This is a genomic window from Streptomyces hokutonensis (assembly GCF_000376565.1).
Classification (GTDB): Bacteria; Actinomycetota; Actinomycetes; order Streptomycetales; family Streptomycetaceae; genus Streptomyces; species Streptomyces hokutonensis.
The window spans coordinates 63,467-88,156 of record NZ_BARG01000087.1 but is presented as its reverse complement, the minus strand read 5'-3'; the positions used below and the strand labels follow the sequence as shown (position 1 = coordinate 88,156).

Here is a 24,690-nt window from a genome sequence, read left to right as displayed (position 1 = left end):
CTCTCATGCCAGCACTGTCATGCCTACGACACCTCACCGCACCCCCACCGGGAGGCCCCGTATGCTCCGCCGCCTGCTCGCCGCCGCCCTCACCGCGGCCGCCCTCGTCGTCCCCCTCGGGATCGCCACCGCCCCCACCGCCTCGGCGGCCGACACCTGCGCGGTCAAGTCCCGCCCGGCCGGCAAGGTCCTCCAGGGCTACTGGGAGAACTGGGACGGCTCCGCCAACGGCGTCCACCCGCCCTTCGGCTGGACCCCGATCACCAACTCCGCGATCGCCACGCACGGTTACAACGTGATCAACGCGGCCTTCCCGGTCATCCGCTCCGACGGAACGGCCCTCTGGGAGGACGGCATGGACGCGGGCGTGAAGGTGGCCACGCCCGCCGAGATGTGCGCGGCGAAGGCGTCGGGCCAGACGATCCTGATGTCGATCGGCGGCGCGGCCGCGGGCATCGACCTCAGCTCGTCCACCGTGGCCGACAAGTTCGTCTCGACGATCGTCCCGATCCTGAAGAAGTACAACTTCGACGGCATCGACATAGACATCGAGACGGGCCTGGTCGGCAGCGGAAACATCGCCCAACTCTCCACGTCCCAGGCCAACTTGATCCGCATCATCGACGGCATCCTCGCCCAGATGCCGTCCAACTTCGGCCTGACGATGGCCCCGGAGACCGCCTACGTCACCGGCGGCAGCATCACGTACGGCTCGATCTGGGGCGCGTACCTCCCGATCGTCAAGAAGTACGCGGACAACGGCCGCCTGTGGTGGCTCAACATGCAGTACTACAACGGCAGCATGTACGGCTGCTCCGGCGACTCCTACTCGGCCGGCACGGTCGCGGGCTTCACCGCCCAGACCGACTGCCTCAACAAGGGCCTGGTCGTCCAGGGCACGACGATCAAGGTCCCCTACGACAAGCAGGTCCCGGGCCTGCCCGCCCAATCGGGCGCGGGCGGCGGTTACATGACCCCGTCCCTGGTCTCCCAGGCCTGGCGGCACTACGGCACGTCCCTCAAGGGCCTGATGACCTGGTCGATCAACTGGGACGGCTCGAAGAACTGGACGTTCGGCGACAACGTGAAGGCCCTGCAAGGGCGTTGAGACCCCATGCGAAAGGCCGGACGAGCCACTGGGCCCGTCCGGCCTTTCGTTTGTGCGGAGTTGAGGCTAGGCGCCGACGAGACGCCCGGCGAGGTAGCTCTCGATCTGGTCGAGCGACACCCGCTCCTGCTTCATGGAGTCGCGCTCGCGGACCGTCACCGCGTTGTCCTCGAGGGTGTCGAAGTCGACCGTCACGCAGTACGGCGTGCCGATCTCGTCCTGGCGGCGGTAGCGGCGGCCGATGGCGCCGGCGTCGTCGAACTCGATGTTCCAGTTCTGCCGGAGGGCGGCCGCGAGGCCCTTGGCCTTCGGGGACAGCTCGGGGTTGCGGGACAGCGGGAGCACCGCGACCTTCACCGGGGCCAGGCGGTGGTCGAGGCGCAGTACCGTGCGCTTCTCCAACTTGCCCTTGGCGTTGGGCGCTTCGTCCTCGACGTACGCGTCGAGCAGGAACGCCAGCATCGCGCGGCCGACACCGGCGGCCGGCTCGATGACGTACGGCGTCCAGCGCTCCTGGGCCTCCTGGTCGAAGAAGTGGAGGTCCTGGCCGGAGGCCTTGGAGTGCGCGGTGAGGTCGTAGTCGGTGCGGTTGGCGACGCCCTCCAGCTCACCCCACTCGTTGCCGCCGAACTGGAAGCGGTACTCGATGTCTGCGGTGCGCTTGGAGTAGTGGGAGAGCTTCTCCTTGGGGTGGTCGTACCACCGCATGTTCTCCTCGCGCAGGCCCAGGCCGGTGTACCAGTTCCAGCGCTCCTGCATCCAGTACTCCTGCCACTTCTCGTCCTCGCCCGGCTTGACGAAGAACTCCATCTCCATCTGCTCGAACTCGCGGGTGCGGAAGATGAAGTTGCCGGGCGTGATCTCGTTGCGGAAGGACTTGCCCATCTGCGCGATGCCGAACGGCGGCTTCTTGCGCGAAGTGGTCTGCACCTGGCCGAAGTTGGTGAAGATGCCCTGGGCGGTCTCGGGGCGCAGATAGGCGACGGAGCCGGTGTCCTGCGTCGGGCCCAGGTGGGTGGAGAGCAGACCCGAGAACTCCTTGGGCTCCGTGAACTGGCCCTTGTTGCCGCAGTTGGGGCAGTTGATGTCGGCCAGGCCGTTCTGGGGGGCGCGGCCGTGCTTGGCCTCGTACGCCTCCTCCAGGTGGTCCGCGCGGAACCGCTTGTGGCAGGAGGTGCACTCGGTCAGCGGGTCCGAGAAGGTGGCGACATGGCCGGAGGCGACCCACACCTCGGGGGCCAGGATCACGGACGAGTCGATACCGACCACGTCCTCGCGCGACGTCACCATGTAGCGCCACCACTGGCGCTTCAGGTTCTCCTTGAGCTCGACACCCAGCGGCCCGTAGTCCCAAGCGGCGCGCTGGCCGCCGTAGATCTCACTGCTGGGGAATACGAAGCCACGGCGCTTGCTCAGGCTGACGATGGTGTCGATCTTGTCGGCGGCCACGATGCTCTCTTCATGACGAATGGACGGCGGCGAATGACTTAGGTTACCGGCGTCTCCTGCCCTCGTATCAAATCGGTTCCCTGACCACGGCTTGTTGACAACGGTTTCCATCTCAGTTGAAAATGACTGTCATGAACGTACGACGACGCCACATATCCGGGATCGCCATAGCCGCGGCCACCGCCCTCGGGCTCGGGACCCTCTCCGCGTGCTCCGACAGCGCGGCGGCAGCCCAGACCGACAAGTTCGACGTCGTCGCGTCGTTCTATCCGCTCCAGTACCTCGCCGAGCAGATCGGCGGGAGTCACGTCCACGTCACCAGCCTCACCAAGCCCGGCCAGGAGCCGCACGACCTGGAGATCAGCGCGCAGCAGATCGTCGCGCTCCAGGAGTCCGACGCGGTGCTCTACCTCAAGAACCTCCAGCCCGCCGTCGACAAGGCGGTCGACCAGTCCGAGATCAAGACGAAGATCGACGCCGCGGACCTGACCACGCTGGAGAAGCACGGCAACGAGGTCGGCGGCCACGCGGCCTCCCACGACAGCTCCGAGAACGAGGAACTGGCCGGCCTCGACCCGCACATCTGGCTCGACCCGGTGCGCTACGCCCAGGTCGCCCAGGGTGTCGGCAAGACCTTCGAGAAGGCCGACCCGAAGAACGCGGCCGACTACCGGACGCGCACCGCGGCCCTGGTCAAGAAGCTCGACGCGCTCAACACGGAGTTCAAGACCGGGCTGGCGAACACGAAGACCAAGGTGTTCATCACCACCCACGCCGCCTTCGGCTACCTCGCCGAGCGCTACGGCCTCACCGAGGAGGCCATCAACGGCCTCGACCCCGAGTCGGAGCCCAGTGCCGAGCGCGTGAAGGACCTTGAGAAGATGGCCGAGGCCGACGGCGTCACCACCGTGTTCTACGAGACGCTCGTCAGCGACAAGACCGCGAAGACCATCGCCGCCGACGCGAGCCTCAGGACCGACGTCCTCGACCCCATCGAGGGCATCACGAAGAAGTCCCGCGGCACGGACTACTTCTCGGTCCAGCGGGCCAACCTCAAGGCGCTGCAGACCGCGCTGGGAACCAAGTGACCGTTACGGAGGACGTCATGGGCGAGCCCGTCATATCGCTGCGCGGAGTCCGCGCCGAGCTGGGCTCGCGCCCCGTCCTGCGCGGCATCGACCTCACCGTGCACCGCGGTGAGGTCGTCGCGCTGCTCGGCGCCAACGGCTCCGGCAAGTCGACCGCGATCCGCACGATCATCGGCCAAGTCCCGGTCAGCGAGGGCGAGATCGAGCTCTTCGGCACCGACCGGGCCCGCTTCCGGGACTGGCGGCGCGTGGGATACGTACCGCAGCGCACCACGGCCGCCGGCGGAGTGCCCGCCACGGTGACCGAGATCGTCACCTCCGGCCGCCTCTCCCGCACCCGCTTCGGCCTGCTGCGCAAGGCGGACCACGCGGCCGTACGGCACGCCCTGGAGCTGGTCGGCATGGCGGACCGCGCCAAGGACTCGGTCAACGCGCTGTCCGGCGGCCAGCACCAGCGGGTGCTGATCGCCCGCGCGCTCGCCGCCGAACCCGAACTGCTGATCATGGACGAGCCGATGGCCGGCGTCGACCTGGCCAGCCAGCAGGTCCTCGCGGACACCCTGTCCCGCCAAGTCGCCGAGGGCACAACGGTGTTGCTCGTCCTGCACGAACTCGGCCCGCTGGAGCCCCTGATCGACCGCGCGGTCGTCCTGCGCGACGGCTGCGTCCAGCACGACGGCCCGCCGCCGCGCGCCCTGGGCCAGCACGCGCTGCCCGGCCACGACCACGTACACCCGCACGAGCCGCTTCACACAGGACTGCTGAGCTGATGGACTTCCTGAACTACGCCTTCATGCAGCGGGCCCTGCTCGCCGCCGTCCTGGTCGGCATCACCGCCCCCGCCGTCGGCATCTACCTCGTCATGCGCCGCCAGGCCCTCATGGGCGACGGCATCGGCCACGTCGCCATGACGGGCGTGGGCCTCGGCTTCCTCCTGAACACCTCCCCCGTCTGGATGGCCACCGGAGTCTCCGTCCTCGGCGCGATCCTCATGGAACTGATCCGCTGGTACGGCAAGACCCGCGGCGACATCGCCCTCGCGATGCTCTTCTACGGCGGTATGGCCGGCGGCGTGATGTTCATCAACCTCGCGCCCACGGGCTCCAACGCGAACCTCACGTCGTACCTCTTCGGATCCCTGTCGACGGTCTCGCAGTCCGACGTGACGGCGATCTGTCTGCTCGCGGCCTTCGTGGTGGTGGTCACGCTGGGGCTGCGCAGGCAGTTGTTCGCGGTCAGCCAGGACGAGGAGTTCGCGCGGGTCACCGGGCTGCCGGTGCGCGCGCTGAACCTGCTGACGGCGGTCACGGCGGCCGTCACGGTGACCGTCGCGATGCGGGTCGTCGGGCTGCTGCTGGTGTCGGCGCTGATGGTGGTCCCGGTGGCCGCCGCCCAGCAGCTGAGCCGGAGCTTCACCGCGACCTTCGTGATCGCGGTGGCGATCGGTGTGAGCGTGACCATCGGCGGCACGGTCACCTCGTACTACCAGAACGTCCCGCCCGGCGCGACGATCGTGCTCCTGACCATCGGCGCGTTCATCGCGCTCACCGCCCTCGCGACTCCGCTCGCCCGTCGCCGGGCCCGGGCGGCGGCCGCCGCGCGGCCCGCCGGGGACCCGGTGGAATGCGTGATTCCAGCCACCCGGGGGGCCGCCGACGAGGTCGGCGTCTGACCAAGCACAGCCTGGGCTGGCACAATGGCCCGGCAAAGTGCAGATGTGAGGAGGCAACGGTGACGACGGCCGGCCCGCCCGTAAAGGGACGATCCACCCGCCAGCGTGCCGCCGTGTCGGCGGCGCTCAACGAGGTCGACGAGTTCCGCAGCGCCCAGGAACTGCACGACATGCTCAAGCACAAAGGCGACTCGGTCGGCCTGACCACGGTCTACCGCACCCTCCAGTCCCTCGCCGACGCCGGCGAGGTGGACGTCCTGCGCACCGACGACGGCGAGTCCGTCTACCGCCGCTGCTCCAGCGGCGACCACCACCACCACCTCGTCTGCCGCGTCTGCGGCAAGGCGGTCGAGGTCGAGGGCCCGGCCGTCGAGAAGTGGGCGGAGGCGATCGCTGCGGAACACGGCTATGTGAACGTGGCACACACGGTGGAGATCTTCGGGACCTGCGCGGAGTGCGCGGCGGCCGGTTAGGTTCTAGACCCGGCTGAGGTGGGCGTCGAGGATCGCCCGCAGCCGGTCGGCGTCGGCGGGGTCCCGCAGGCCGCGCTTGGGCAGCACCGTGAAGTTGGCGGCGTTCTTCTCGGGGCTGAACATGTAGAAGCCTTCCGCCGTTTCCCGGTAGCGGGGCTGCACGGACCACTGGAGCGAGGTGGACGAGTCGTCGGTGGCCACCGTCACCCCGGCGTCCGTCACGGTCACCCGGATCACGCCCCGCCGCTCCGCGAGGCGCTGGAACTGGTGGCCCACGAGCCAGGGCTGGAGCACCAGCAGAAACGCGAAGACGCACATACCGATGAGCATGGGAAACGGCGGCATCTCACCGTCTGCCAGATCGCTCGCGACCACGAAGACGCAGCAACAGGCCGCGAGGCCGAGCAGCCACACCTGTCTTCGCATCGCCCGGCTGACCCGTCTGCGCGCTCTCAGCGCCGACACGAAGTCCTTGGCGACCGGCCGGTACTCCAGCTCGACCACTCGCCCCGTCACGTCATCCCGCCCCATGTCCATGAGGCGGGATGTTAGCCGCCGGGGTCAGCCCTCCTCGGGCCGCCCCCGCATGTCCGCCTCCATCGCGAGGAGCTTCTCGTTCGGTACCGCGCCGCCGAACCGCCGGTCCCGCTGGGCGAATTCGACGCAGGCGCGCCACAGGTCGCGGCGGTCGAAGTCCGGCCAGAGCACGTCCTGGAAGACCAGCTCGGCGTAAGCGCTCTGCCAGAGAAGGAAGTTGGAGGTGCGCTGCTCACCGCTGGGGCGCAGGAACAGGTCCACGTCCGGCATGTCCGGGTAGTACAGGTACTTCGCGAGGGTCTTCTCGTTGACCTTCGACGGGTCGAGCCTGCCGGCCTTCACGTCCTCCGCCAACGCCCGTGCCGCGTCGCCGATTTCGGCCTGGCCGCCGTAGTTCATGCAGAAGTACAGCGTGAGCGCGTCGTTGTTCTTGGTCTGCTCCTGGGCGATCTGGAGCTCCTTGGCGACCGACCGCCACAGCTTGGGCATCCGGCCCACCCACCGCACCCGGATGCCGAGTTCGTCGAGGGTGTCGCGGGTCTTGCGGATGAAGTCGCGGTTGAAGTTCATCAGGAAGCGCACCTCGTCGGGCGAGCGCTTCCAGTTCTCGGTGGAGAAGGCGTACAGCGAGATCGCGCCGACGCCCATCTCGACGCCGCCCTGCAGCACGTCCAACACCCGCTCGGCGCCGACCTTGTGGCCCTCCGTGCGCGGCAGCCCGCGCTGCTTCGCCCACCGCCCGTTCCCGTCCATGACGATCGCCACGTGCTTCGGGATCAGCTCGCCGGGCAGCTTCGGCGCACGGGCCCCGGACGGGTGCGGCTCCGGCGCCTTGTACTCGCGCCGCTGGCGCCCCAGGATCCCGCGTACGGCCATGTGCTTCTCGTCTCCTCTTTCTGTGACCTGCTACGACTTTTCCACGTACCGCAGTGAGCGCAGCCCGCGTTCCAGATGCCAGTGCAGATAGGCGGACACCAGCCCGCTCCCCTCCCGCACATGGCGCGCCTCGCACGCGTCCGCAGTCTCCCAGTCTCCCGTGAGCAGCGCACCGAGCAGTTCGAGGGCCTGCGGTGAGGGTACGACGCTCCCGGCCACCCGGCAGTCCGCGCAGACGACTCCGCCGGACGCCACGGAGAAGAACCGGTTGGGTCCGGCCATCCCGCACTTGGCACAGTCCCCGAAGCTCGGGGCGTACCCGTTGACGGCGAGCGACCGCAGCAGGAACGCGTCGAGAATCAGATGCGGCGCGTGCTCCCCGCCGGCCAGCGTCCGCAACCCGCCCACCAGCAGCAGATACTGCTGTACGGCGGGCTCGCCCTCGTGGTCGGTGAACCGCTCGGCGGTCTCCAGCATGGCCGTACCGGCAGTGTACCGGGCGTAGTCGCTCACGATCCCGCCACCGTACGGAGCGATGGTCTCACTCTGGGTGCACAACGGCAGTCCGCGGCCGACGAGTTCGCTCCCCCGCGCGAAGAACTGCACGTCCACATGCGAGAAGGGCTCCAGCCTGGCCCCGAACTTCGACTTGGTCCGCCGCACCCCGCGCGCCACCGCACGCACCCGCCCGTGCCCCCGCGTGAGCAGCGTGATGATCCGGTCCGCCTCACCGAGTTTCTGGGTGCGCAGGACAACGCCGTCGTCCCGGAAGAGACTCATCGGGCACCCTCGCGGGTTTTCTGCTGGGGGTACGGGGGTCGTCCCCCGGGAGACCGCGGCATGATCCGGTCCGCCTCACCCAGCTTCTGGGTGCGCAGCACGATGCCGTCGTCGCGGAACAGACTCATGGGGCCCATTGTCCCCTACGGCCCGGTGGCCCTACGACGTTCCCGGGCACCGGCGCCTCAAGGCACCTCGCCCCGGCTGCGGGCGTTCGCGTAGGCGGTCGCCGCGCTCAGCCGCTCGGCCGGGGTCGCGTCGCGCACGGCGGCCGGTTCGGCGTCCCACTCCCGTCCGCCGCCGTACGGCCGCAGCTGGACGTAGGGTCCCTCGTGCCCCATGACGATGCCCACTCTCCCGGTCCGGGTGTCCACGGCGACCGATCCGACAGTCGGCTTCATCGCACTCCTCGCACCCGAACAACTCCGGCGACCAACGGCACCGACCACGATTCCCTCAAGGTGTCCTCCGCCTCCGAGCAGTGTGCCCACACCTGGCTCCCCTCCCCTTCCGGGTTTCACGCTTCTCCTCTCCGGGGCACCCCGCTCCGCCTACACTCAGCAGGAGTCTGTCGACCGCACGACGGCCACAAGTCCGGTGCGCACAAAGGGCGTTGGCCAAGGCCAACTGTTCGAGCGGAAGGGCGCCGGCTAACCGACGGACACAAGTCCCGCCTCATGGGCGAGGATCACCACCTGGACCCGGTCATGGGTGTTCCCGGTCCGCGATGCCCTCAACTCGCGGCGGGCGCGGGCCCGTTCGGGGCGGGACGCGGCGAAGTGCCCGAGGCGGCGCCGGGCCACGCCCGGGGCGATCAGGGCGTCCCCGGCGGCCACCACCCGTACCGCGCCGATGATGTCGTCCAGGGCCATGCCCTTGACCAGGAACCCGGACGCGCCGGCGCGCAGCGCGCCGTAGACGTGATCGTCGTCGTCGAAGGTGGTGATGACGAGGACCCGGGCCGACGCCGAACTCCCCGACGGATCCGTGGTGATGCCGCGCGTGGCCTCGATGCCGTCCACCCCGGGTATGCAGATGTCCATCACCACGACGTCCGGGGCGAGTTCCGCCGTCAGCCGCACCGCCGTACGGATGAGCTGCCGGTCGTCGGCGAGGAGCACGCGGACGGGGCCGCTCACCGGGCCACCGTCGCCGGTGCCGGAAGGCGGCACCGCGACCCGGAAGCCGCCCGGGACGCGGTGCCGCCGTGGAACAGGCCCAGGGTCAGCCCGTTCAGCCCCGGCGTCACGGCGTACGTGCCCGCTAGGAGCAGACCGAACCCGGACAGCGGGCGCGGGCGCAGCAGCAGGCAGCCGGACAGCGCGAGGACGCTGCCCGACACGATGAGCGCCCAGCCGTAGGGCGTGGGCGGGCGTGGTCATGCGCCCGGAGGCGTACGACCACGGTCGACTGCGCCCGTCGGGCCCGAGGCCGACGGGCTCATCACGTCACGGTTGTTGTTGTCGTTGGCCGGCGGGATGGGTGACCGCTCTCGCCTCGTCCGGCTCCGGGTTTCGTTGTGGTTCCGTCGCCTCCCACAGGACGTTGAAGCGGTTGACGCGTTCCGCCACGTGTTCGTGGGTCAGCTTCAGGGTCGTCTTGGCCGGCATGACGCGGATGTCGGGCTCGGTCTCGTAGCAGAGTTCGCCGTCGAAGACGATGAAGTCGTTCAGCGAGTTCATCTGGGCGGTCGGCTCCAGCTGGGACCGGACCGCGATACGCGCGTCGATCCCGAACTTGCGGTGCCTCTCGCAGAGTTGGCTGAGGCTGCCGGTGACCTCCGCCTCGTCGTCGACGAGGAACACCCGCCGGATCTCCACCCGCCGTGTCTTGATCGCCGTCTCCTGGGCGACGAGATAGCGCCGCGCGGGCTCGCTCGACCAGAAGTCGCGGTCCACGGACGTACTGGTGGCGTAGAGCGTCCGCTTGACGCACTTGGTGAGGTCGATCAGCCACTCGTGGTTCTCGCCGGGGCAGTCCGCCGTGCCGTTGCCGAGGTTCTCCATGAGGAGGGCGAGCCGGCCCAACTCCTCCTCGGCGAAGGCCTTCACGATGTCCGCCCCCTGCTCGCCCACTTTTGTGTAGCCCAGCACCAGCCGGGTCACCTCGTCGGAGCGCAGCACCGAGCCGTCGACCTTGCTGTACAGCTCCGTCGCGGCGTTGATCTTGGCGAAGCTCTCGTCGACCGCCGCCCGCATCTCCGCGTGATGGCTGGTCAGGCTGTCCTTCATGTCCCGGATGCGCCGCTTCTGGCTCTCCTGGACGGCCTCCAGCCGTTCACCGAAGTCCACCAGCAGTTGCACGATCAGCGTCGCGCAGCCGAGGACGATGGACATCGTCCACTGCCACAGGGCGCCGTTGTCCTCGTTCAGGACGTTGGTCACGAAGAAGGCGACGCCTCCCGCTAAGATCGCGAACAGCGTCTTGAGGAACAGCTTTGATCTGGGCTGGGCCTGGTCCTGTCGCGGTGCGGACCGCAGACCGTCTGCCCCTGTTGTCGTCGCTCCGTTCATGTCGAGCCTCCCCCGTCGGGTGATGCGGTTCGTGCCGCCCCGTCAGCGCGTGCTCAGTGCCTGGTGCAGCAACGGAATGGCCTGTATGGCCAGTTGGTCGCGAATACGCTGGCGGAGGTTCTCCCATTGACGGCTGAAGCCCGGATCCCGCTCCAGTACGTCCCACAGGTGCCCCAGCGTGCGGTCCACGTGTGCGCGCGGCATCCACAGATGCAGCAGGTGGTCCACGGCCGGGCGCAGTGCCAGGACCGCCGTGGGCCCGTCCGCCGCGCCGAGCCGGCTGTTCTCCAGCATGTGCACCACCGTCGTCAAAAGCCAGTCGTGCAGCGCCAGGTCCTCGCAGAGCCCCGCGACCGCCGTGGCCGGGACGCTCTCCGGCACGCTCAACTCGACGGTCCGCAGCCCGTCCGGTGCCAGCGTGAAGCGGTCGAGCGTCGGCTCCTCTCCCCCGGGTGTCCGCCGCGCGGCCCAACGCAGGTGTGTACGGCGGGACTTGAACGGCGCCTTGTGATCGAGGAGCGGATGGCGCACCAGCTGCGCCAGCAGCCCCTCGGCGATCATCCCCAGGTCCAGCTCGCCGCGTCCGCCGCCGCGCAACACCCCTTCGGCGGTGGCCCGTTGGGGCAGTTTCCCGAACGGCTCGACCACCCCGGGCCGGACGAGGTAGTGCCCCCAGGGACGGCGCGTGTCCGGGCCGTCGGCCGGGGCGCTGAAGTAGGCGGTGGACTGGAGGACCCGGCCCTCGGTGAGCGCCGCGCGGGTGGCGACCGTACCCACGGCCCGGACCTTGGCACCGTTCGACGTGGGCAGCCGGCAGTCCACGCCGGTGAGGACCTCGGGCGAGAGGGCGTACAGGTTGGGCCGCTCGGAGACCTTGACGTGTTCGTCGGCGCGCAGCCTGAGCAGTTGGGCGGCGGCCCGGCCGTCCAGTGCCTGGAAGGACGGCAGCAGACAGGTGCGCACCTCGCCGCAGGCGAGGACCGAACGCGCGGACCGTCCGGGGGTCGCCATCTCACGTCCCGCCCTGCGCGACGGAGTTGGGCGGCTCCTCGTAGAAGACGTAGGTGGCGCGCTGCGCCACCGCCTCCGGCACCGCGACGCCTTCGCCCGCGGACCGCTTGGCGACCTGTTCGAGCGCGTCGGAGTCGACGTCCACCTGGTCGAGGATGAGCCGTACGGCGTCCTCGACGGCCAGGAAGCGGTTCGCCATCAGCGTGCAGGTGCGGTACGCGCTGAAGGCGACCCGGGACTCGTTGAGTTTGAGCAGCGGCGGCAGCCGGTCCCAGTCGCGCGGGAACTCCCCGCCGGTCCAGGGCTTCGGGACCAGCACGGGCTCGCCCAGGTGCCGCAGCAGACCGAGGCGGGCCAACTGCCATACGGCGGCCAGGAACGGGCAGGACCACAGGCGGCCCTTGTCCGTCTCGGACCACAGCTCGACGTCCATGAAGACCGAGTGGTTGCGGGCCGCGGTCTCCTGGGGCGGCTGCCAGGCGATGATCTCGGCGAGGGCGCTGCGGGTGGGGGCGGTGCGCTGCCCGTTGGCGAGCCAGCCGGTCTGGCTGACCGGCGGCCGGGAGCCGTGGCTGCCCGGCGGCGGCGACTCCACCAGGCGGTGCATGACGGACTCGGCCAGCTCGATCCGGTCGGCGACTGCACAACCCGACTCGCGGGCGAGGTAGTCGATGACGACACCGGCCTTCTCGGCCTCTTCGAGGACCAGCGGGACGAGTTCGGCGGGGGTGGAGAAGCGGGTGAAGTAGTCGTCGATCAGGAAACAGGTGCTGATCCGGGGGCGTTTGCCGCCGATCCGGCGGGCGGCGGAGGCGCGTACCGCGTCCACCCAGATCCGCACCTCCTCGAAGTGCGCGCGCAGCCGCTCGGGACCCGCCTCGAAGTCCTCCATGTACAAGTGGCCCAGCTCCAGCGAGAGATGGGCCAGCGGAACGGACTGGGTGCCCGGGTCGGCGGTGGTCTCCCGGAAGACGGCCTCCGTCATGCCTCCTCCCAGTACTTGTCGTCGGTGACCCGCGCGGCCAGGTCGTTCAGCGCCTGCCAGGTCTCCATGGTGGCGATCTGGCTGTCCAACACGTCCTCGTCGGTGATGAGTTGCTCACGCCACTGGAGGACCGGCTCGAGGGGCACCTGGCCGAGCACCTGGCTGTACCCGATGCCGTGGTGCGAGGCGAGCTGCTTCAACTCGCTGTCGCAGCGCTCCATCCACGCCGACTGGGTGGGCGTGGCCTGCGACCACAGCGCCGAGTCCGGATCGGGTACGGCGGCCCGTACGAAGCGGATGGCGCGGCGCAGCGCGTCCTCGTCGTGCCCGCGGGCGACGCCGTGCGCGAGGATGCCGCGCTTGCCGTGGACGAGGCTCGCGGCGGCCTCCACGTGCTGGCGGGTCCAGCGGTGGAAGACCAGCCAGCGGGCCTGGACGCCGCTCATCGACGGCTCCGCGGTGGCGGCCAGTGCCATGTCGACGGCGTAGCTGCGGCCGGCGCTGAGGTCGACGACGATCAGGTCGAACTCGCTGTTGAGGCGCAGCAGCAGGTCCACGCAGCGGCGCAGATTGTCGCCGGTGGTGGCGAACTCGCCGCCGCTGAGGTCACCGGGCATCAGGATCAGCCGGCCGGCGCCGGGCGGCTGGTTGCGCAGGACCCGGTGTTCGGTGTCGGCCCAGACGTCGATCCTGACCGGTTCGCCGACCTCGCCTATCAGGTAGGAGTGCAGTCCCCGGTCCTCGGCGGCCTGGCGGGCGTCGGGCACGTCGAAGACGGCCGAGGCGGTGGGCGAGCCGAAGTCGAAGTCCAGGTAGCAGACGTCGTCCCCGGTCAGCGCCCGCTGGTAGGCGAGGTTGGCGCTGGTCACGGAGCGGCCCGTGCCTCCCTTGTCGGAGGCGGCGAAGATCAGCACGGCTCACACTCCCTGGACCGCGGCGGCTTCGCGGGCCCGGGCGAGTGCGTCCAGCTGGCCTAACACGTCGAGTGTCAACGAGTAGGCGGTGCCCGGCTGTTCGTCCACCAGGGCGCGGGCGCGGCGCAACTTGACCTCGATTCCCCTCAGTTGCATGCCGCGTTGTCCGTCGGAGTTCGGCGCGGGCGCCATCTGCTCGTTGCCCAGGAGGTGGGTGGACTCGCTGAGCAACGCCCTTGCCAGTTCGGTGAGTTCGAGGCTGCGGATCGGTGGCTGCGCGTACATGTTGTGGACCTGGACCATCACCTCGGTGACGCGCTCGGTGATGCTCCAGGACACCGGTCCCTCGGTGAGGGCGGTCTCCGGGTAGATGGCGTGCACGTTGTCCCACAGGCCGACGCCCTCGCCCTCGCCCATGCGGCGCCGCCACACATGCCCGAAGATGTCCTCGGCCAGCCTGAGCAGCCGGTCGTGCGCGTTGAGGTTGCGGGAGAGCGTGCACAACTGCACGGTCCGCTTGAGGAGTTGGGCCGAGAAGTCGCTCATCGTCCAGTCCATCGGCGGCCCGATGGTGCCGCCGCCCTGGAGCGGCAGGGTGACGCCCGGGTTGTGCAGCTGGATCATGGGGTCGTCGCGGGTCATCCGGCTGGTGATACGGCCGCGTTCGGCGAGGCGCTCCATGACGCGCACGGTGCGGGTCAGGTCGTCGTCGGTGGCCCGGCGGCGCATCAGGTCGTGCACGAGGATGGCGGCCACGGAGAGGGAGAAGTACTCGGACTCCAGCCGCTGTCCCGTCGTACGCCAGGGGATGTCCTCCAGCGGCCAGCGGTCGCGGTCGAAGCGGGCGATGCGCGACCAGTACTGCTGGGTGATCTCCCACCGCAGCCGCAGTGCCTCGGCGAGCTTCTGCTGCTCGGTGTTGAGCAGGCCGAGGGTCAGGGTGCGGTCCGAGAACAGGTCCTGGATACCGTCGAGCGCGACCACGGTGAAATAGAGATACGGCACCGGGTTGGCGACGCCGGAGGGCTGCGGCCCGATGGGGTCCTCGGTCTGCACCTCGGGCGCGTCCCGCACCAGGCTCCAGGCCCAGCCGCACTCGAAGAGCTGGCTCTCGTCCTTGAGCGCCTCCTGGACGTCGAGGCCGAGGATGAAGCTCTCGATGATCGCGGCGCGCAGCGGCCGGAACCGGCGCTGGAACTTCTCAAGGACCTGACGGGTCGACAACTGCCCCTGGCCGAGCAGCTCGCAGAGCGCCTGGCCCTGGGAGGAGTCGGTGTCGTAGACGCTGACCGTGAACGAGCGCAGCAGGCTCACCATGGCGGCGGTGAGACGGTTGCTGGTCGCGGTCCTCAGTTCCCTGATCGTCTCCTGCATGTCGCCGCGGCGGGTCTTCGACTCGTAGACCTTGAGGAAGCCGAGCAGGGCCAGGCAGAGGGTGATGGACATGGAGAACGAGTCCGTGACGCCGAGTTGACGCTGCTCCTCGGTGAGGTCCTGCTCCTTGTCCCGGGACTGGAAGTAGTAACCGCCCGCGAACGTGGGCCTCTTGTCGTCGGTGTGGGTGCGCATGAACTCGACGGCGGCCGTGACGAGGTTGGCCGGAATCTCCAGCCGTCCGCCCGCCCGCTTCAGCGTCTGCTGGACATCGGTGAGGGTGGTGTCGGGGTCGTCCAGCCGGAACGCGGGCAGCTCGGTCGCCGGGTACAGCAGGCAGAGGAGGCGCTCGGCGTCGGCGACACTGCTCTGCCCGCCCCATTTGCCCCAGGCCCACTCACCGCCTTCGAACGAGTGACGGGCGACCGCCTGCCAGATGTCCAGCAGATGCTGCCGCGGCTTGATCTCCATTCCATGCCCCTCACACAGACCGCACTGCCCTCAGCCGAGGAATATCCCTCTTCTGTTGTGAAGACTCACCGATCGACCCCGATCAGCGGATCGGAACGGGTGCGTCCGAATTACCGCGCCAGCCATAGGAGAGGATGATTCCGGAATAACCTTCCCGCAGCCCGGCCTCGCTTTTGAGCCGGTGGACCTTGAACTCGTCGGCGAATGGCTCAAGACTCTCCCGCACCTCGTTCTCCCCCACGTCGCAGGCGGGGAAGAACTGCTCACCCGTGTGATAACCCTGAGAGTGTTCCATGAAAGCGGCGGCAAAGGGAGCACCTGGGGCCAGGGTACGCATGAAGCGCTCCACACCGAGGGTGAACTCCTGGTGGGAGGAGGTCATCGACTCGGCGACGAAGAACATCGTCCCCACGGACCACCGGCCGCCGAGCCGTTCGAGATCGAAAATGTCGCCCTGCCTGACCTTGACGACCTTGCCGAATCTCTCGCGGGGGTCGGCACAGGAGATCGCGTAGTCCTCGTTCCCGCACAGGGCGGCCCAGAACTGGTCCCAGTTCTCCGCGTACGAGTCGACCTGGCTCTCCAGGTACGCGACATTCGCGGGCGAGCGCTCGAAGAGAGTGATCTCGTCGCACCACGGCAGCATGGACAGCGCGGGATACAGATTGGCACCGGCGCCCACGTCAATGCCGTAAACCGGGCCGACGCCCCGCTTCCGGAAATGATCGGCGAAATGATCCCGGACAATGTGCAGGATCTCCGCGTCCTCCGCCTGCAGATCACGGTAGTTATGATCTACATAAGCGATCGAATCGAACGCGCTCCAGGCGGCTTCCGCATTTTTCACCCGCCCAACGCTACCGCAACACCAGGGCGCGACCTATACCTACCGTCAATTCGTAGGGCAATCTACGCCATGTCACAGCCGCCGGCGGGGCGCACAGGGGGCGCATCGCGGCGAAAGCATTCATGCGACCTAATTCGGCCTTGAACTGCCGGATTGCCCCACTCAAGATGGGTGGAACCCTGCCGAACACACCAGAAAGGCAGGACACTCGCGTCTCGCCCGTACCACCCGTACGAGTGGCATCGCGCCATTGACTTCCTCTCCTCAGGGGGCAGCATGACAGCTTTTCCGGAGGAACGTTTCCCTTATCTGGGGCGCCGCGCTGACCAGGCGTTCTTCGCCGACCGCAACGAACGGCCATTGACCTTGAGGGGCGTCACCGTGGCCGATCTGCCGGAGCTGCTCCGGGTGGACAGGGAGGCTTTCCCCGAAGAGCCGTACACACAGGTCGTTCTCAGACAACTGGTCGATATTCATGGCGATCGCATACTCGTCCTGGACGACGGCGAGGGACTGCTCGGTTACGTACTGTTCGTCAACACCTCGGACGGCTATGTAAGTTGGATCATGAGCCTCGCCGTCATCCCGCACCAGCAGGGCCGCGGTCTGGGCCGGCGTCTGATGGTCGAGGCGCTGCGCCGGCTGCGCACGGAGCATGTCCACCAGGTCCGGCTGACGGTGGAACCGACGAACGCCGCCGCGATCATGCTCTACCGCTCGCTGGGCTTCTCCTCGGAAGAAGGGGTGGAGAAGGACTACTTCGGCCCCGGGGAGGACCGGCTGATCATGACGCTGGCGATGTGAGACGGCTGACCAGCCGCTACGGACGGCCGGTTCGGGCGTACCGTCGCGCCACCGCGCGAAACGCCTCCTTCGGTTCCCAGTGCCACGGTGAAGTCGGGTCGAACGGGCGGTCCTCGACCGTTTTGGTGAGGGCGTAGCTCGCCATGTCGAGGTCGTGGCGCGGGTCGTGGGCGCGGTGCGGGGCGTCCGGGGTGACGAACTCGAAGGCCATCGCGCCGTACAGGCCCATCGACTCGAAGACCTCCAACAGGTCGGCCACATAGGCGGCTTGGGTGTGTTCGCTGCGGACCAGGTGGCCCTTGATCTCCTCCGGGTTCTTGCTGCGGTCCACGACGTTCCAGCCCATGCCGGCCGTCTTCTCGGCGCCCTTGTACGCGCAGGTGCCGAACTCGGTGATGGCGACGGGTTTGCCCCAGCGCTGGTAGCGGCGCAACTCCCGTATGTAGGAGGCCGGTTGGGGGAAGTACGAGTAGTAGTCGATGCCCACTATGTCGAAGAGGTTCCAGTCGACCACGTCGTCCTGCGCGGCGGCGTAGCCGAGCCTGCCGTGGAAGACCGAACGGCCCAGCGCCGCCGCCTTCTTGGTGAAGGCGTCCAGCCTGCGCTGCATCCTGACCGGGTCGAAGGTGCCGTTCAGCAGGTTCTGTACACGGTCCAGGACGGTCGCGCCCGGCACCATCCCGGGGACGAACAGCCAGAACTCGCAGCCGACGCTGAAGTCGACGCTCGCGCCCTGCCGGCGCAGACGTTCCGCGAAGCGGCCGGTCTCCGCGAGGTGTTCGAGGATGTCCCGCTCGGGGACGTCGGCGAGAGTGGGCTGGAGCCAGATGTGCAGGCCGAGTTCGGCGGCCCGGGCGGCGGTTGCGGTGAGGCGGTCGACGCCGTCGCCGGTGACCTCGACCGTGTCGGCGTGCAACTCGTCGCGGATGGCGCGGAGGTCGGCACGCATCCGGCGCGGGCTCCAGGCGGTGGCGGGGGTGCCGCCCTCGCCGACGGTGTAGACGACGCCGTGGCGGCGCATGCCGTGGCGGCCGCTCGCCCTTGTCCGCTCCTTCGCCGCCGTCTGCTCCTTCGCCGTTGTCCGCGTCTTGGCTGTCGCCTGTCCCGACGGCAGTAGCGCGCCCGCTGTGCCCAGTGCCAGCGCCCCTGTCAGGAACTGCTTCCTGTCGATCCCCGTGGTGTTCGCCATGCATCCACTGTGCCGAGCCCGGCCCCGGCCCGGCATCGACCGATGGTCTACGGCGAGGCAACCAAGGTATGAGCTCTCGCGTCGGTCACTGGAGAGATCGTCGACGGAAACCGACCGATCGTCGACGCCGACCGAACAAAGGAGAGCGTGATCCCAGGCTCCGAACAGTCCTCCAGGCCCGCTACGACCAGCCGCCGTACGCTCCTCGTCGCCGGTGCCGTCACCACCGCGGCCCTCCTCACCGGCGCCACCCCCGCGCAGGCGGCCACCGACACCGGCGTATCCGCGCGTCTGGCCGCCCTCGAAGAGCAGCACACCGCCCGCGTGGGTGTGTTCGCGCACCATCTCGGCACGCGGAAGACCGTCGTGCACCGGGCCGACGAGCTCTTCCCGATGTGCTCGGTGTTCAAGACCCTCGCCGCCGCGGCCGTCCTGCGCGACCTGGACCGGCACGGCGAGGTCCTCTACCGGGTCGTGCACTACACGGAGGCCGATCTCGTCGACGGTTCGGACCGGACGCGGGCGCACCTCGCCGACGGTATGACGGTCGAGCAGCTCGCCGACGTGGCGATCCGCTACAGCGACAACACCGCGGGCAATCTGCTCCTGCGCGCACTCGGCGGCCCCACCGCGATCACCCGCTTCGCCCGCTCCCTCGGCGACCCGGTCACCCGCCTCGACCGCTGGGAGACCGAACTCAACTCGGCCGAGCCGGACCGGATCACCGACACCACCAGCCCGCGCGCGATCGCCGGACTGTACGGCAGGCTGGTCCTCGGCGACGCCCTGCGCCGCCCCGACCGCGACCGGCTCACCGCCTGGCTGCTCAACAACACGACGAGCACAGCCCGTTTCCGCGCCGGACTCCCCGCGACCTGGACGATCGCCGACAAGACGGGCAGCGGCGACTACGGCACCGCCAACGACGTCGGCATCGCCTGGACGGAGGCCGGTGACCCGGTCGTCCTCGCGGTCCTGACCACGAAGCCGACGCAGCCCGACGCGCCGTACGACAACCAACTGGTGGCCGAAACAGCCGAGTTGGTGGCCGGGGCGCTCGGCTAGCGCGGGAAGTACTGCCTCGGCGTCACCCCCACCACCCGGTGGAACGCCGCCGTGAAGGAGCTCGCCGACGCGTACCCCACCCGCCGTGCCACGGCCTCCACCGGCAGCCCCTCGACCAGGTACGGCAACGCGGCCTGCATCCGCAGCCGTTCGCGCCACTGGCCGAAGGCGAGGCCCGTCTCCGCGACGAAGAGCCGCGCCAACGTCCGTGCGCTGGCGCCGACTTGACCGCCGTACGCGGCGAGGGCCCGTCCGTCCGCCGGGCGGGCCCGCAGCGCCTCGGCCACCGCGCGCGCCCGGGGATCGCGCGGTTCGGGCACGGCCACGCTGGTCACCGGCACCGGACGCAGTTCGTCCAGCAGCACCGGTTCGGCACGTGAACGGGCCTGCGGTGTCAGGTCGGTTCGGTCCAGGTGCACGACGAGCGCGTGGAGAAGAGGGGTGACCGCGACGACCGTGGGGTCCCGCCAGCCGATGTGCGGGCAGCTCCCCGGGTCGACGAACACGCCGCGCATGACGGCGTCCCCCTCGGACTCCGTGGCGTGCGGAACGTGCGCGGGGATCCACAGGGCCAGCGACGGCGGCAGCAGCCACGTCCCGTGCTCGCTGCGGATGCGCAGCAACCCCCGTTCGGAAAGGAGGAGTTGGTGGTCGGGATGCCAGTGCTCGGCGAAGGCGGTACCGCGCGGCATGACGAACTGGCCGACAAGGATGGCCGTACCGAACCGAAGACCCCGCTCCTGTCCGTTCCGCGACATGACACGGCAGCCTAGCCCGTGGCGGACAACCACCGGCCGCGCCTAGCGTCGACGTATGCCGATGAACCGAGCCCATCGCAAAATATGCAGCTCAGAGGAGTGGGCGCAGACCACGAAGGACCGCATCCTGCCCTGGGCCCTCGAACACGTCGAACTCGGCGCGGACGTACTGGAGATCGGGCCCGGCTACGGCGCGAACCTCCGCGTTCTCGTCGAGCGGGTCGACCACCTCACCGCCGCCGAGATCGACGCCGACAGCGCCCGGATGCTCCAGTCCAAGTGGGGTGACCGGGCAGATGTGCTGCACGCCGACGGCGCCGAACTTCCCCTGCCCGACGGGTCGTTCGACTCCGTCGTCTGCTTCACGATGCTGCACCACGTGCCCACGGCCGCACACCAGGACCGTATCTTCGCCGAGGCGTTCCGCGTGCTGCGACCCGGCGGCACCTTCGCGGGCAGCGACAGTCAACCGAGCTTCCGATTCCGGCTGTTGCACTTCCGGGACACCATGAACACCCTCGATCCGGCGACGCTCCCGGCCCGGCTGGAGCGGACCGGCTTCACGGACGTGGCGGTGGACCTGGAACCGGAGAGCCGCCGCCTACGCTTCCGGGCGCGACGGGCCTGACGAGGCCCCGAACCGCAGCACGTACCGCCGCTGCCACGGCGTCTCCACCGCGTGCCGGTCGTAGTGGGCGCGGACGTAGGAGACCGCCTCCCCGGGCGGTACCCCGTCGAGGACCGCGAGGCAGGCGAGGGCCGTTCCGGTGCGGCCCCGGCCGCCGCCGCAGGCGAGTTCGACGCGCTCGGTGAGCGACCGGTGCCAGGCCTCGGTGAGGACCGTGTGCGCCTCGGCGCGATCGGCGGGCAGCCGGAAGTCCGGCCAGCGCAACCACCGCGTCTGCCAAGGGACTTGGGGCGGTGGCTTGCCGAGCAGATAGACGCCGTACGTCGGGACCGGGTCGTCGGCCGGGAGGGGTCGGCGCAGGCCGCGGCCCCGGACCAGACGGCCGGAGGGCAGCCGTAGGACACCCGTGTCCCGCTCGTCCCACGCCACTGTCATCTCACTCGCCTCTCACGCGTCCGGCGCCTCGCGCACCGCCTTCTCCAGGAGTGCGCTCGCCGCCCATCGCATCACGTCCCGCGCCTCCTCGGGGTCGAGTCCGCAGGCGTCACGGGCCGCGATCAGGGCCTCGACGCCGTAGACGAGGGTGACGGCCATGGTCAGGCGGCGGTGGAGTTCGGGCGGGAGGGTGTCGGCGAGGGGTTCGAGGGCGGTGCGGGTGTAGCCGAGGCGGGTCTGGTTGCGGGTGGGAATCTCCGGCTCGCCGCCCTCGTGCCCGTGCTCGTGCTGGGCGAACCAGCGTTCGAGGCTGGCCCGCACCAGCGTCCGCCACATGGCCTCGTCGCCGAGCTGGAACTCGGCGACGCGGGAGATCAGCGTGTCGAGGCGCTCGGCCGGGTCGGCGGGGAGATCGGCGGTGAAGTCGGGGGTGCGGACCAGGAGTCGGGTCTCCTGGAGCAGCTCCTGCGGGCTGGAGAAGTATCGATACGCCGTGGCCAGGGACACGTCGGCCGCCTCCGCCGCCTCCGCGATCGTGACCGTCCGGCCCTCGCGGATCAGGGCGACCGCGGCCTCGGTCAGGGCGCGGCGGGTGCGCAACTTCTGTCTGCTGCGGCCTTCCGACATGCGAATACCTTCTTGTCGTGAGAAAATTTTCTTATTACAGTATATCCGTCTCACCAAACGGGGGTCGCGGCCCGACCGGCACGCGGCACGACGAGAGGAGGAGCCCATGGGCTCCATCACACCGGCGGAAATGGAAGTACTGATCGGCACGCACATGCTCGCCGAGGAGCACGGCGACCCGGCGGCGGCGGTGTCCGTCTACACCGAGGACATCGAGCACGACGCCGTCGGCTGGCCGGGCGGCCCCGCGGTCGGCATCGCCGCCGCGCAGGAGCGCTACGAGCAGTTGGTGCAGGACCTGCGCACCGAGAAGTCCGAGCGCACCCACACCTACTACTCGGAGAACGCGGCGACCGTCGAGGACCTGATCACCTGCACGGTCCCCGGCTCACTGCTGGGCGTCCCGGGCAACAACCGCCGGATCACCTTCCGGATGCTGCACGTCTTCGAGTTCACGGACGGCAAGATCTCCCGTGAGAACGTGTGGCTGGACGGCGCGTCGATCGTGGCCCAACTCACCGCTCCCTGACCGCAGTTCACCCCACTCCGCGGGACTCCTGCGCCGCGCGCGCCTCGATACCGCGGAAGTGGTCCGCCATCGCGCGCTGCGCGCCCTCGACATCGCGGGCGCGCAGCGCTGTGACGATGTCGCGGTGGCGTCGGACCGTGACGCCGGGGGTCGGGTCGGCGGTCCAGCCGCGGGCTCCGGCGACCCGGTGGAACACCGTCCAGAAGGCGCCGAGGAGTTGCGGGACGAGTTCGTTGCCGAGCGAGGCGTAGAGCAACTCGTGGAATTCGCGGTCGAGTTCGGGGAAGGGCCGGCCGGCCCGGCCCGCCTCCTCCATCCGGTTCACCACCGCCTCCAGGCGGTCCAGCTCCGGTTCGGTGAGGATGGCGGAGACCCGATGAATCAGGCCTTCCTCCAGTACCTCGCGCACCTGGAGGATCTCGGCCAGGGCATCCGCGTCGTCCTCGTGCCGGGTGAGGGTGCGGAAGGTCAGGCCGTCGGCGAGGGGGGTCAGCGAGGCCCGGCCGACGTAGGTGCCGTAGCCGTGCCGGATCTCCACGATGTCGAGGGCCTGGAGCGCCTTGAGGGCCTCGCGGACGGAGTTTCTGCTGATCCCGAGGTCTTCCATCAGCTCGGCCTCGGTGGGCAGGGGCGCACCGGGCTGGAGCTTGCGGTCGAGGATCAGCTGGACGACCTCGCGCTGTATCCGACTGTTCCTTGGCTCCCCGGACATGCGCCGCATCGTACGCGCACCGGAGGTCCCACGTCCCATGTCCCGGCTCGGGCGCTCCTGAAAAGGCATCAACTTCCGCCATTTCAAACCGCCATTGGTCCGACCTCTGACGGCTACGCCATTCGTGTGTGATGCCTTGACCGCCCCCACGGGCGCTCTTATGGTCGCGCTGACCGCAGGACGTAGGACGTCGTACCTCCTGGAGGAACCGTGCGCGAAGACGTGACCTGGAACGTGCCCGCGCTGCACCGCCGGGCGTTCCTGAAGTACTCCGGCGCGCTGGGCGCGGCGGCGGCGATCTCCTCGTCCCTGACGGCCTGTTCGTCGGGGCCGCAGTCGACGAACGACACCGGCGGCGGGGGCACCGGCAAGAACCGCACCCTGACCGCGGTGATCGGCTACGGCAACGACGGCAGCTGGGACCCGACGCAGACCGCGTCGGCGTTCTGCATGGCCGGCAACAACCACATCTACGAGGGTCTGATCGACACCGACCCGATCACCCGCGCGCCCTACCCGGCGCTGGCGACCGCGGTGCCGAAGGACACGAGCGGCACCTCGTGGAAGTTCACGCTGCGGGCGGGCGCGAAGTTCCACGACGGGCAGCCGGTCACCGCCGACGACGTCGTGTTCGTCTTCGACCGCATCCTCGACCCGAAGACGACGACTCTCGCGCAGGGCTTCTTCGTGAGCTGGCTGAAGGAGGCCCGGAAGATCGACGCGCAGAACGTCGAACTGGTCCTCAAGTTCCCCTTCCCCGAAGGGATTTCACGCCTCACCCTCGCGAAGATCATGCCGAAGCACATCTTCTCGCAGCCGGGTGCCTGGGACGACGCGATCAAGGGCAAGGCGATCGGCTCGGGTCCGTACCGGCAGACCGCGCACCACCCGAAGTCCAACACCACCTTCGCCGCGTTCACCGGCTACAACGGCCCGCGCCCGCCCGCCTTCAAGACGATGAACTGGCTGACGATCGTGGACGCGGCACCCCGCGTCGCCAAGATCTCCGGCTCCAGCGCGGGCGCGCAGATCGCCGACAACATCCCCTACGCCAACATCCAGCAGCTGCGCGGCGGCGGGCTGACGGTCGCGGGCGGGGCCGGGATGAACAACCTGTTCCTGATGTTCAACACCCAGCACAAACCCTTCGACGACGTACGGGTCCGCCAGGCGCTGCACTACGCCATCGACACCGGCAAGATGGTCCAACTCGCCCTGCGCGGCCACGGAAAGCCGTCCTCGTCCTTCCTCAACGAGGGCAACCCGGCCTACCGGCGCGCGAAGACGGTCTACGACTACGACCCCGACAAGGCGAAGGCGCTGCTGAAGGCGGCCGGGGTCAGCGGACTGAGCGTCAACCTCATGTCGGTGAACGTGAGTTGGATCGTCGACTGCCTGCCCACCATCAAGGCGTCCTGGGACGCGATCGGCGTGAAGACCACCCTCTCCCCGCAGGAGACCACGGCCGTCTTCACCAAGATGGACCAGAAGCAGGACTACCAGATCGTCGCCGCCGCCTTGAACCCCAACCAGTTCGGCCTCGACGCCGACCTGATCATGCACTACAACTACGGCCCCCAGAACCTCTGGATGGGCTACGCCCGTTGGGCCGGAAACTCCGTCGCCAAGCAGCTCTTCAAGGACATGGACCGGGCGACGCGGGAGCCGGACGCGGCGAAGAAGAAGACGATGATCCAGGACTACATCGACATCGTCGCCGAACAGGCCGTGCTCTACCCGGTCGTCCACAACGAGCTGATGACCGCCTGGGACCCGAGGAAGCTGACGGGGATAAGGGCACAGCCCTACCCCGGCATAAACGTCCTCCAGGCCAAGTGGGTCTAG

Annotated in this window: 29 protein-coding genes; 10 read left to right on the top strand and 19 right to left on the bottom strand. The window is 69.1% G+C overall.

The window, feature by feature from the left end; all coding sequences use genetic code 11:
• Positions 1-61: 61 nt before the first annotated feature.
• Positions 62-1,108 (top strand): chitinase, encoded by a 1,047-nt coding sequence (locus SSP08S_RS44635; RefSeq protein ID WP_019074155.1) that lies wholly within the window; start codon positions 62-64, stop codon positions 1,106-1,108.
• A gap of 66 nt (positions 1,109-1,174) precedes the next feature.
• On the opposite strand, the gene SSP08S_RS44630 is transcribed toward SSP08S_RS44635, so the two are convergent.
• Positions 1,175-2,557 (bottom strand): glycine--tRNA ligase, encoded by a 1,383-nt coding sequence (locus tag SSP08S_RS44630; protein WP_019074154.1) that lies wholly within the window; start codon positions 2,555-2,557, stop codon positions 1,175-1,177.
• Positions 2,558-2,688: 131 nt separating this feature from the next.
• Between SSP08S_RS44630 and SSP08S_RS44625 the strand changes: the two genes are divergently transcribed.
• From SSP08S_RS44625 to SSP08S_RS44610, 4 genes are read left to right on the top strand one after another with little or no spacing between them, the layout of a single operon-like run.
• Entirely contained in the window at positions 2,689-3,645 is a 957-nt protein-coding gene (locus tag SSP08S_RS44625; protein WP_019074153.1) for a metal ABC transporter substrate-binding protein, read from the top strand.
• 17 nt (positions 3,646-3,662) lie between these two features.
• Positions 3,663-4,415, top strand: coding sequence for a metal ABC transporter ATP-binding protein (locus tag SSP08S_RS44620; protein WP_019074152.1), 753 nt, complete (start codon positions 3,663-3,665; stop codon positions 4,413-4,415).
• Positions 4,415-5,317, top strand: a complete 903-nt coding sequence (locus SSP08S_RS44615; RefSeq protein WP_019074151.1) for a metal ABC transporter permease — start codon at positions 4,415-4,417, stop codon at positions 5,315-5,317. Before SSP08S_RS44620 ends, SSP08S_RS44615 begins: the two co-directional genes overlap by 1 nt.
• Before the next feature lie 59 nt (positions 5,318-5,376).
• Positions 5,377-5,790, top strand: coding sequence for a Fur family transcriptional regulator (locus SSP08S_RS44610; protein WP_019074150.1), 414 nt, complete (start codon positions 5,377-5,379; stop codon positions 5,788-5,790).
• Positions 5,791-5,793: 3 nt separating this feature from the next.
• Here the strand turns inward: SSP08S_RS44610 and SSP08S_RS44605 are convergent, their stop codons facing one another.
• The 13 genes from SSP08S_RS44605 to SSP08S_RS44550 form a co-directional block, all read right to left on the bottom strand.
• Complete coding sequence (locus tag SSP08S_RS44605) at positions 5,794-6,306, bottom strand: YcxB family protein (protein ID WP_158697298.1); 513 nt, start codon at positions 6,304-6,306, stop codon at positions 5,794-5,796.
• A gap of 45 nt (positions 6,307-6,351) precedes the next feature.
• The gene (locus tag SSP08S_RS44600; RefSeq protein WP_019074148.1) at positions 6,352-7,203 is read right to left on the bottom strand and encodes an isoprenyl transferase; all 852 of its coding nucleotides are present in this window, start codon (positions 7,201-7,203) and stop codon (positions 6,352-6,354) included.
• A 30-nt stretch (positions 7,204-7,233) separates the two neighbouring features.
• Positions 7,234-7,983 (bottom strand): DNA repair protein RecO, encoded by a 750-nt coding sequence (gene recO / locus SSP08S_RS44595; RefSeq protein WP_019074147.1) that lies wholly within the window; start codon positions 7,981-7,983, stop codon positions 7,234-7,236.
• Entirely contained in the window at positions 7,980-8,111 is a 132-nt protein-coding gene (locus tag SSP08S_RS63875; RefSeq protein ID WP_245608076.1) for a recombination protein O N-terminal domain-containing protein, read from the bottom strand. Before SSP08S_RS63875 ends, recO begins: the two co-directional genes overlap by 4 nt.
• 57 nt (positions 8,112-8,168) lie before the next feature.
• Entirely contained in the window at positions 8,169-8,384 is a 216-nt protein-coding gene (locus tag SSP08S_RS44590) for a hypothetical protein (RefSeq protein ID WP_019074146.1), read from the bottom strand.
• Positions 8,385-8,633: 249 nt separating this feature from the next.
• The gene (locus SSP08S_RS60140) at positions 8,634-9,122 is read right to left on the bottom strand and encodes a response regulator (RefSeq protein ID WP_019074145.1); all 489 of its coding nucleotides are present in this window, start codon (positions 9,120-9,122) and stop codon (positions 8,634-8,636) included.
• Complete coding sequence (locus SSP08S_RS44580) at positions 9,119-9,325, bottom strand: hypothetical protein (protein ID WP_019074144.1); 207 nt, start codon at positions 9,323-9,325, stop codon at positions 9,119-9,121. Before SSP08S_RS44580 ends, SSP08S_RS60140 begins: the two co-directional genes overlap by 4 nt.
• Positions 9,326-9,431: 106 nt before the next feature.
• On the bottom strand, positions 9,432-10,496 hold the full coding sequence (locus SSP08S_RS44575; RefSeq protein WP_019074143.1) for a hypothetical protein: 1,065 nt from the start codon (positions 10,494-10,496) through the stop codon (positions 9,432-9,434).
• Between the two features lie 42 nt (positions 10,497-10,538).
• Positions 10,539-11,507: an SCO2521 family protein gene (locus tag SSP08S_RS44570; RefSeq protein ID WP_019074142.1), complete on the bottom strand. Its 969-nt coding sequence runs from the start codon at positions 11,505-11,507 to the stop codon at positions 10,539-10,541.
• Between the two features lies 1 nt (position 11,508).
• Complete coding sequence (locus SSP08S_RS44565; protein ID WP_019074141.1) at positions 11,509-12,492, bottom strand: SCO2522 family protein; 984 nt, start codon at positions 12,490-12,492, stop codon at positions 11,509-11,511.
• Complete coding sequence (locus tag SSP08S_RS44560) at positions 12,489-13,406, bottom strand: SCO2523 family variant P-loop protein (RefSeq protein ID WP_019074140.1); 918 nt, start codon at positions 13,404-13,406, stop codon at positions 12,489-12,491. The genes SSP08S_RS44565 and SSP08S_RS44560 overlap by 4 nt, the downstream gene beginning before the upstream one ends.
• A 3-nt stretch (positions 13,407-13,409) precedes the next feature.
• Positions 13,410-15,251 (bottom strand): SCO2524 family protein, encoded by a 1,842-nt coding sequence (locus tag SSP08S_RS44555; protein WP_019074139.1) that lies wholly within the window; start codon positions 15,249-15,251, stop codon positions 13,410-13,412.
• Positions 15,252-15,333: 82 nt separating this feature from the next.
• Positions 15,334-16,098, bottom strand: a complete 765-nt coding sequence (locus SSP08S_RS44550) for an SCO2525 family SAM-dependent methyltransferase (protein ID WP_019074138.1) — start codon at positions 16,096-16,098, stop codon at positions 15,334-15,336.
• 276 nt (positions 16,099-16,374) lie between these two features.
• Here SSP08S_RS44550 and SSP08S_RS44545 point away from each other — a divergent pair, with 276 nt between their 5' ends.
• Positions 16,375-16,902 carry a GNAT family N-acetyltransferase gene (locus SSP08S_RS44545; protein WP_026179373.1) on the top strand — a complete coding sequence of 176 codons (528 nt, stop codon included), beginning with the start codon at positions 16,375-16,377 and terminating at the stop codon, positions 16,900-16,902.
• A 16-nt stretch (positions 16,903-16,918) separates the two neighbouring features.
• On the opposite strand, the gene SSP08S_RS44540 is transcribed toward SSP08S_RS44545, so the two are convergent.
• Positions 16,919-18,091, bottom strand: a complete 1,173-nt coding sequence (locus SSP08S_RS44540) for a glycoside hydrolase family 113 protein (RefSeq protein WP_026179372.1) — start codon at positions 18,089-18,091, stop codon at positions 16,919-16,921.
• Positions 18,092-18,238: 147 nt separating this feature from the next.
• Here SSP08S_RS44540 and bla point away from each other — a divergent pair, with 147 nt between their 5' ends.
• Complete coding sequence (bla, locus tag SSP08S_RS44535) at positions 18,239-19,156, top strand: class A beta-lactamase (protein WP_019074135.1); 918 nt, start codon at positions 18,239-18,241, stop codon at positions 19,154-19,156.
• Here bla and SSP08S_RS44530 read toward each other — a convergent pair.
• Positions 19,153-19,914 (bottom strand): AraC family transcriptional regulator, encoded by a 762-nt coding sequence (locus tag SSP08S_RS44530; protein WP_019074134.1) that lies wholly within the window; start codon positions 19,912-19,914, stop codon positions 19,153-19,155. The genes bla and SSP08S_RS44530 overlap by 4 nt on opposite strands.
• Before the next feature lie 55 nt (positions 19,915-19,969).
• Between SSP08S_RS44530 and SSP08S_RS44525 the strand changes: the two genes are divergently transcribed.
• Complete coding sequence (locus SSP08S_RS44525) at positions 19,970-20,542, top strand: class I SAM-dependent methyltransferase (protein ID WP_019074133.1); 573 nt, start codon at positions 19,970-19,972, stop codon at positions 20,540-20,542.
• On the opposite strand, the gene SSP08S_RS44520 is transcribed toward SSP08S_RS44525, so the two are convergent.
• Together SSP08S_RS44520 and SSP08S_RS44515 are read right to left on the bottom strand one after the other, a co-directional pair.
• Positions 20,516-20,977 (bottom strand): phosphatase domain-containing protein, encoded by a 462-nt coding sequence (locus tag SSP08S_RS44520; RefSeq protein ID WP_026179371.1) that lies wholly within the window; start codon positions 20,975-20,977, stop codon positions 20,516-20,518. The genes SSP08S_RS44525 and SSP08S_RS44520 overlap by 27 nt on opposite strands.
• A gap of 12 nt (positions 20,978-20,989) precedes the next feature.
• Positions 20,990-21,604, bottom strand: coding sequence for a TetR/AcrR family transcriptional regulator (locus SSP08S_RS44515; RefSeq protein WP_019074131.1), 615 nt, complete (start codon positions 21,602-21,604; stop codon positions 20,990-20,992).
• A gap of 106 nt (positions 21,605-21,710) precedes the next feature.
• On the opposite strand from SSP08S_RS44515, the gene SSP08S_RS44510 reads away from it, so the two are divergent.
• Complete coding sequence (locus SSP08S_RS44510) at positions 21,711-22,133, top strand: ester cyclase (RefSeq protein ID WP_019074130.1); 423 nt, start codon at positions 21,711-21,713, stop codon at positions 22,131-22,133.
• A gap of 7 nt (positions 22,134-22,140) precedes the next feature.
• Here the strand turns inward: SSP08S_RS44510 and SSP08S_RS44505 are convergent, their stop codons facing one another.
• On the bottom strand, positions 22,141-22,854 hold the full coding sequence (locus SSP08S_RS44505; RefSeq protein ID WP_026179370.1) for a FadR/GntR family transcriptional regulator: 714 nt from the start codon (positions 22,852-22,854) through the stop codon (positions 22,141-22,143).
• Between the two features lie 201 nt (positions 22,855-23,055).
• On the opposite strand from SSP08S_RS44505, the gene SSP08S_RS44500 reads away from it, so the two are divergent.
• A complete protein-coding gene (locus tag SSP08S_RS44500) occupies positions 23,056-24,690 on the top strand; it encodes an ABC transporter substrate-binding protein (RefSeq protein ID WP_019074128.1) in 1,635 nt (544 codons plus the stop codon).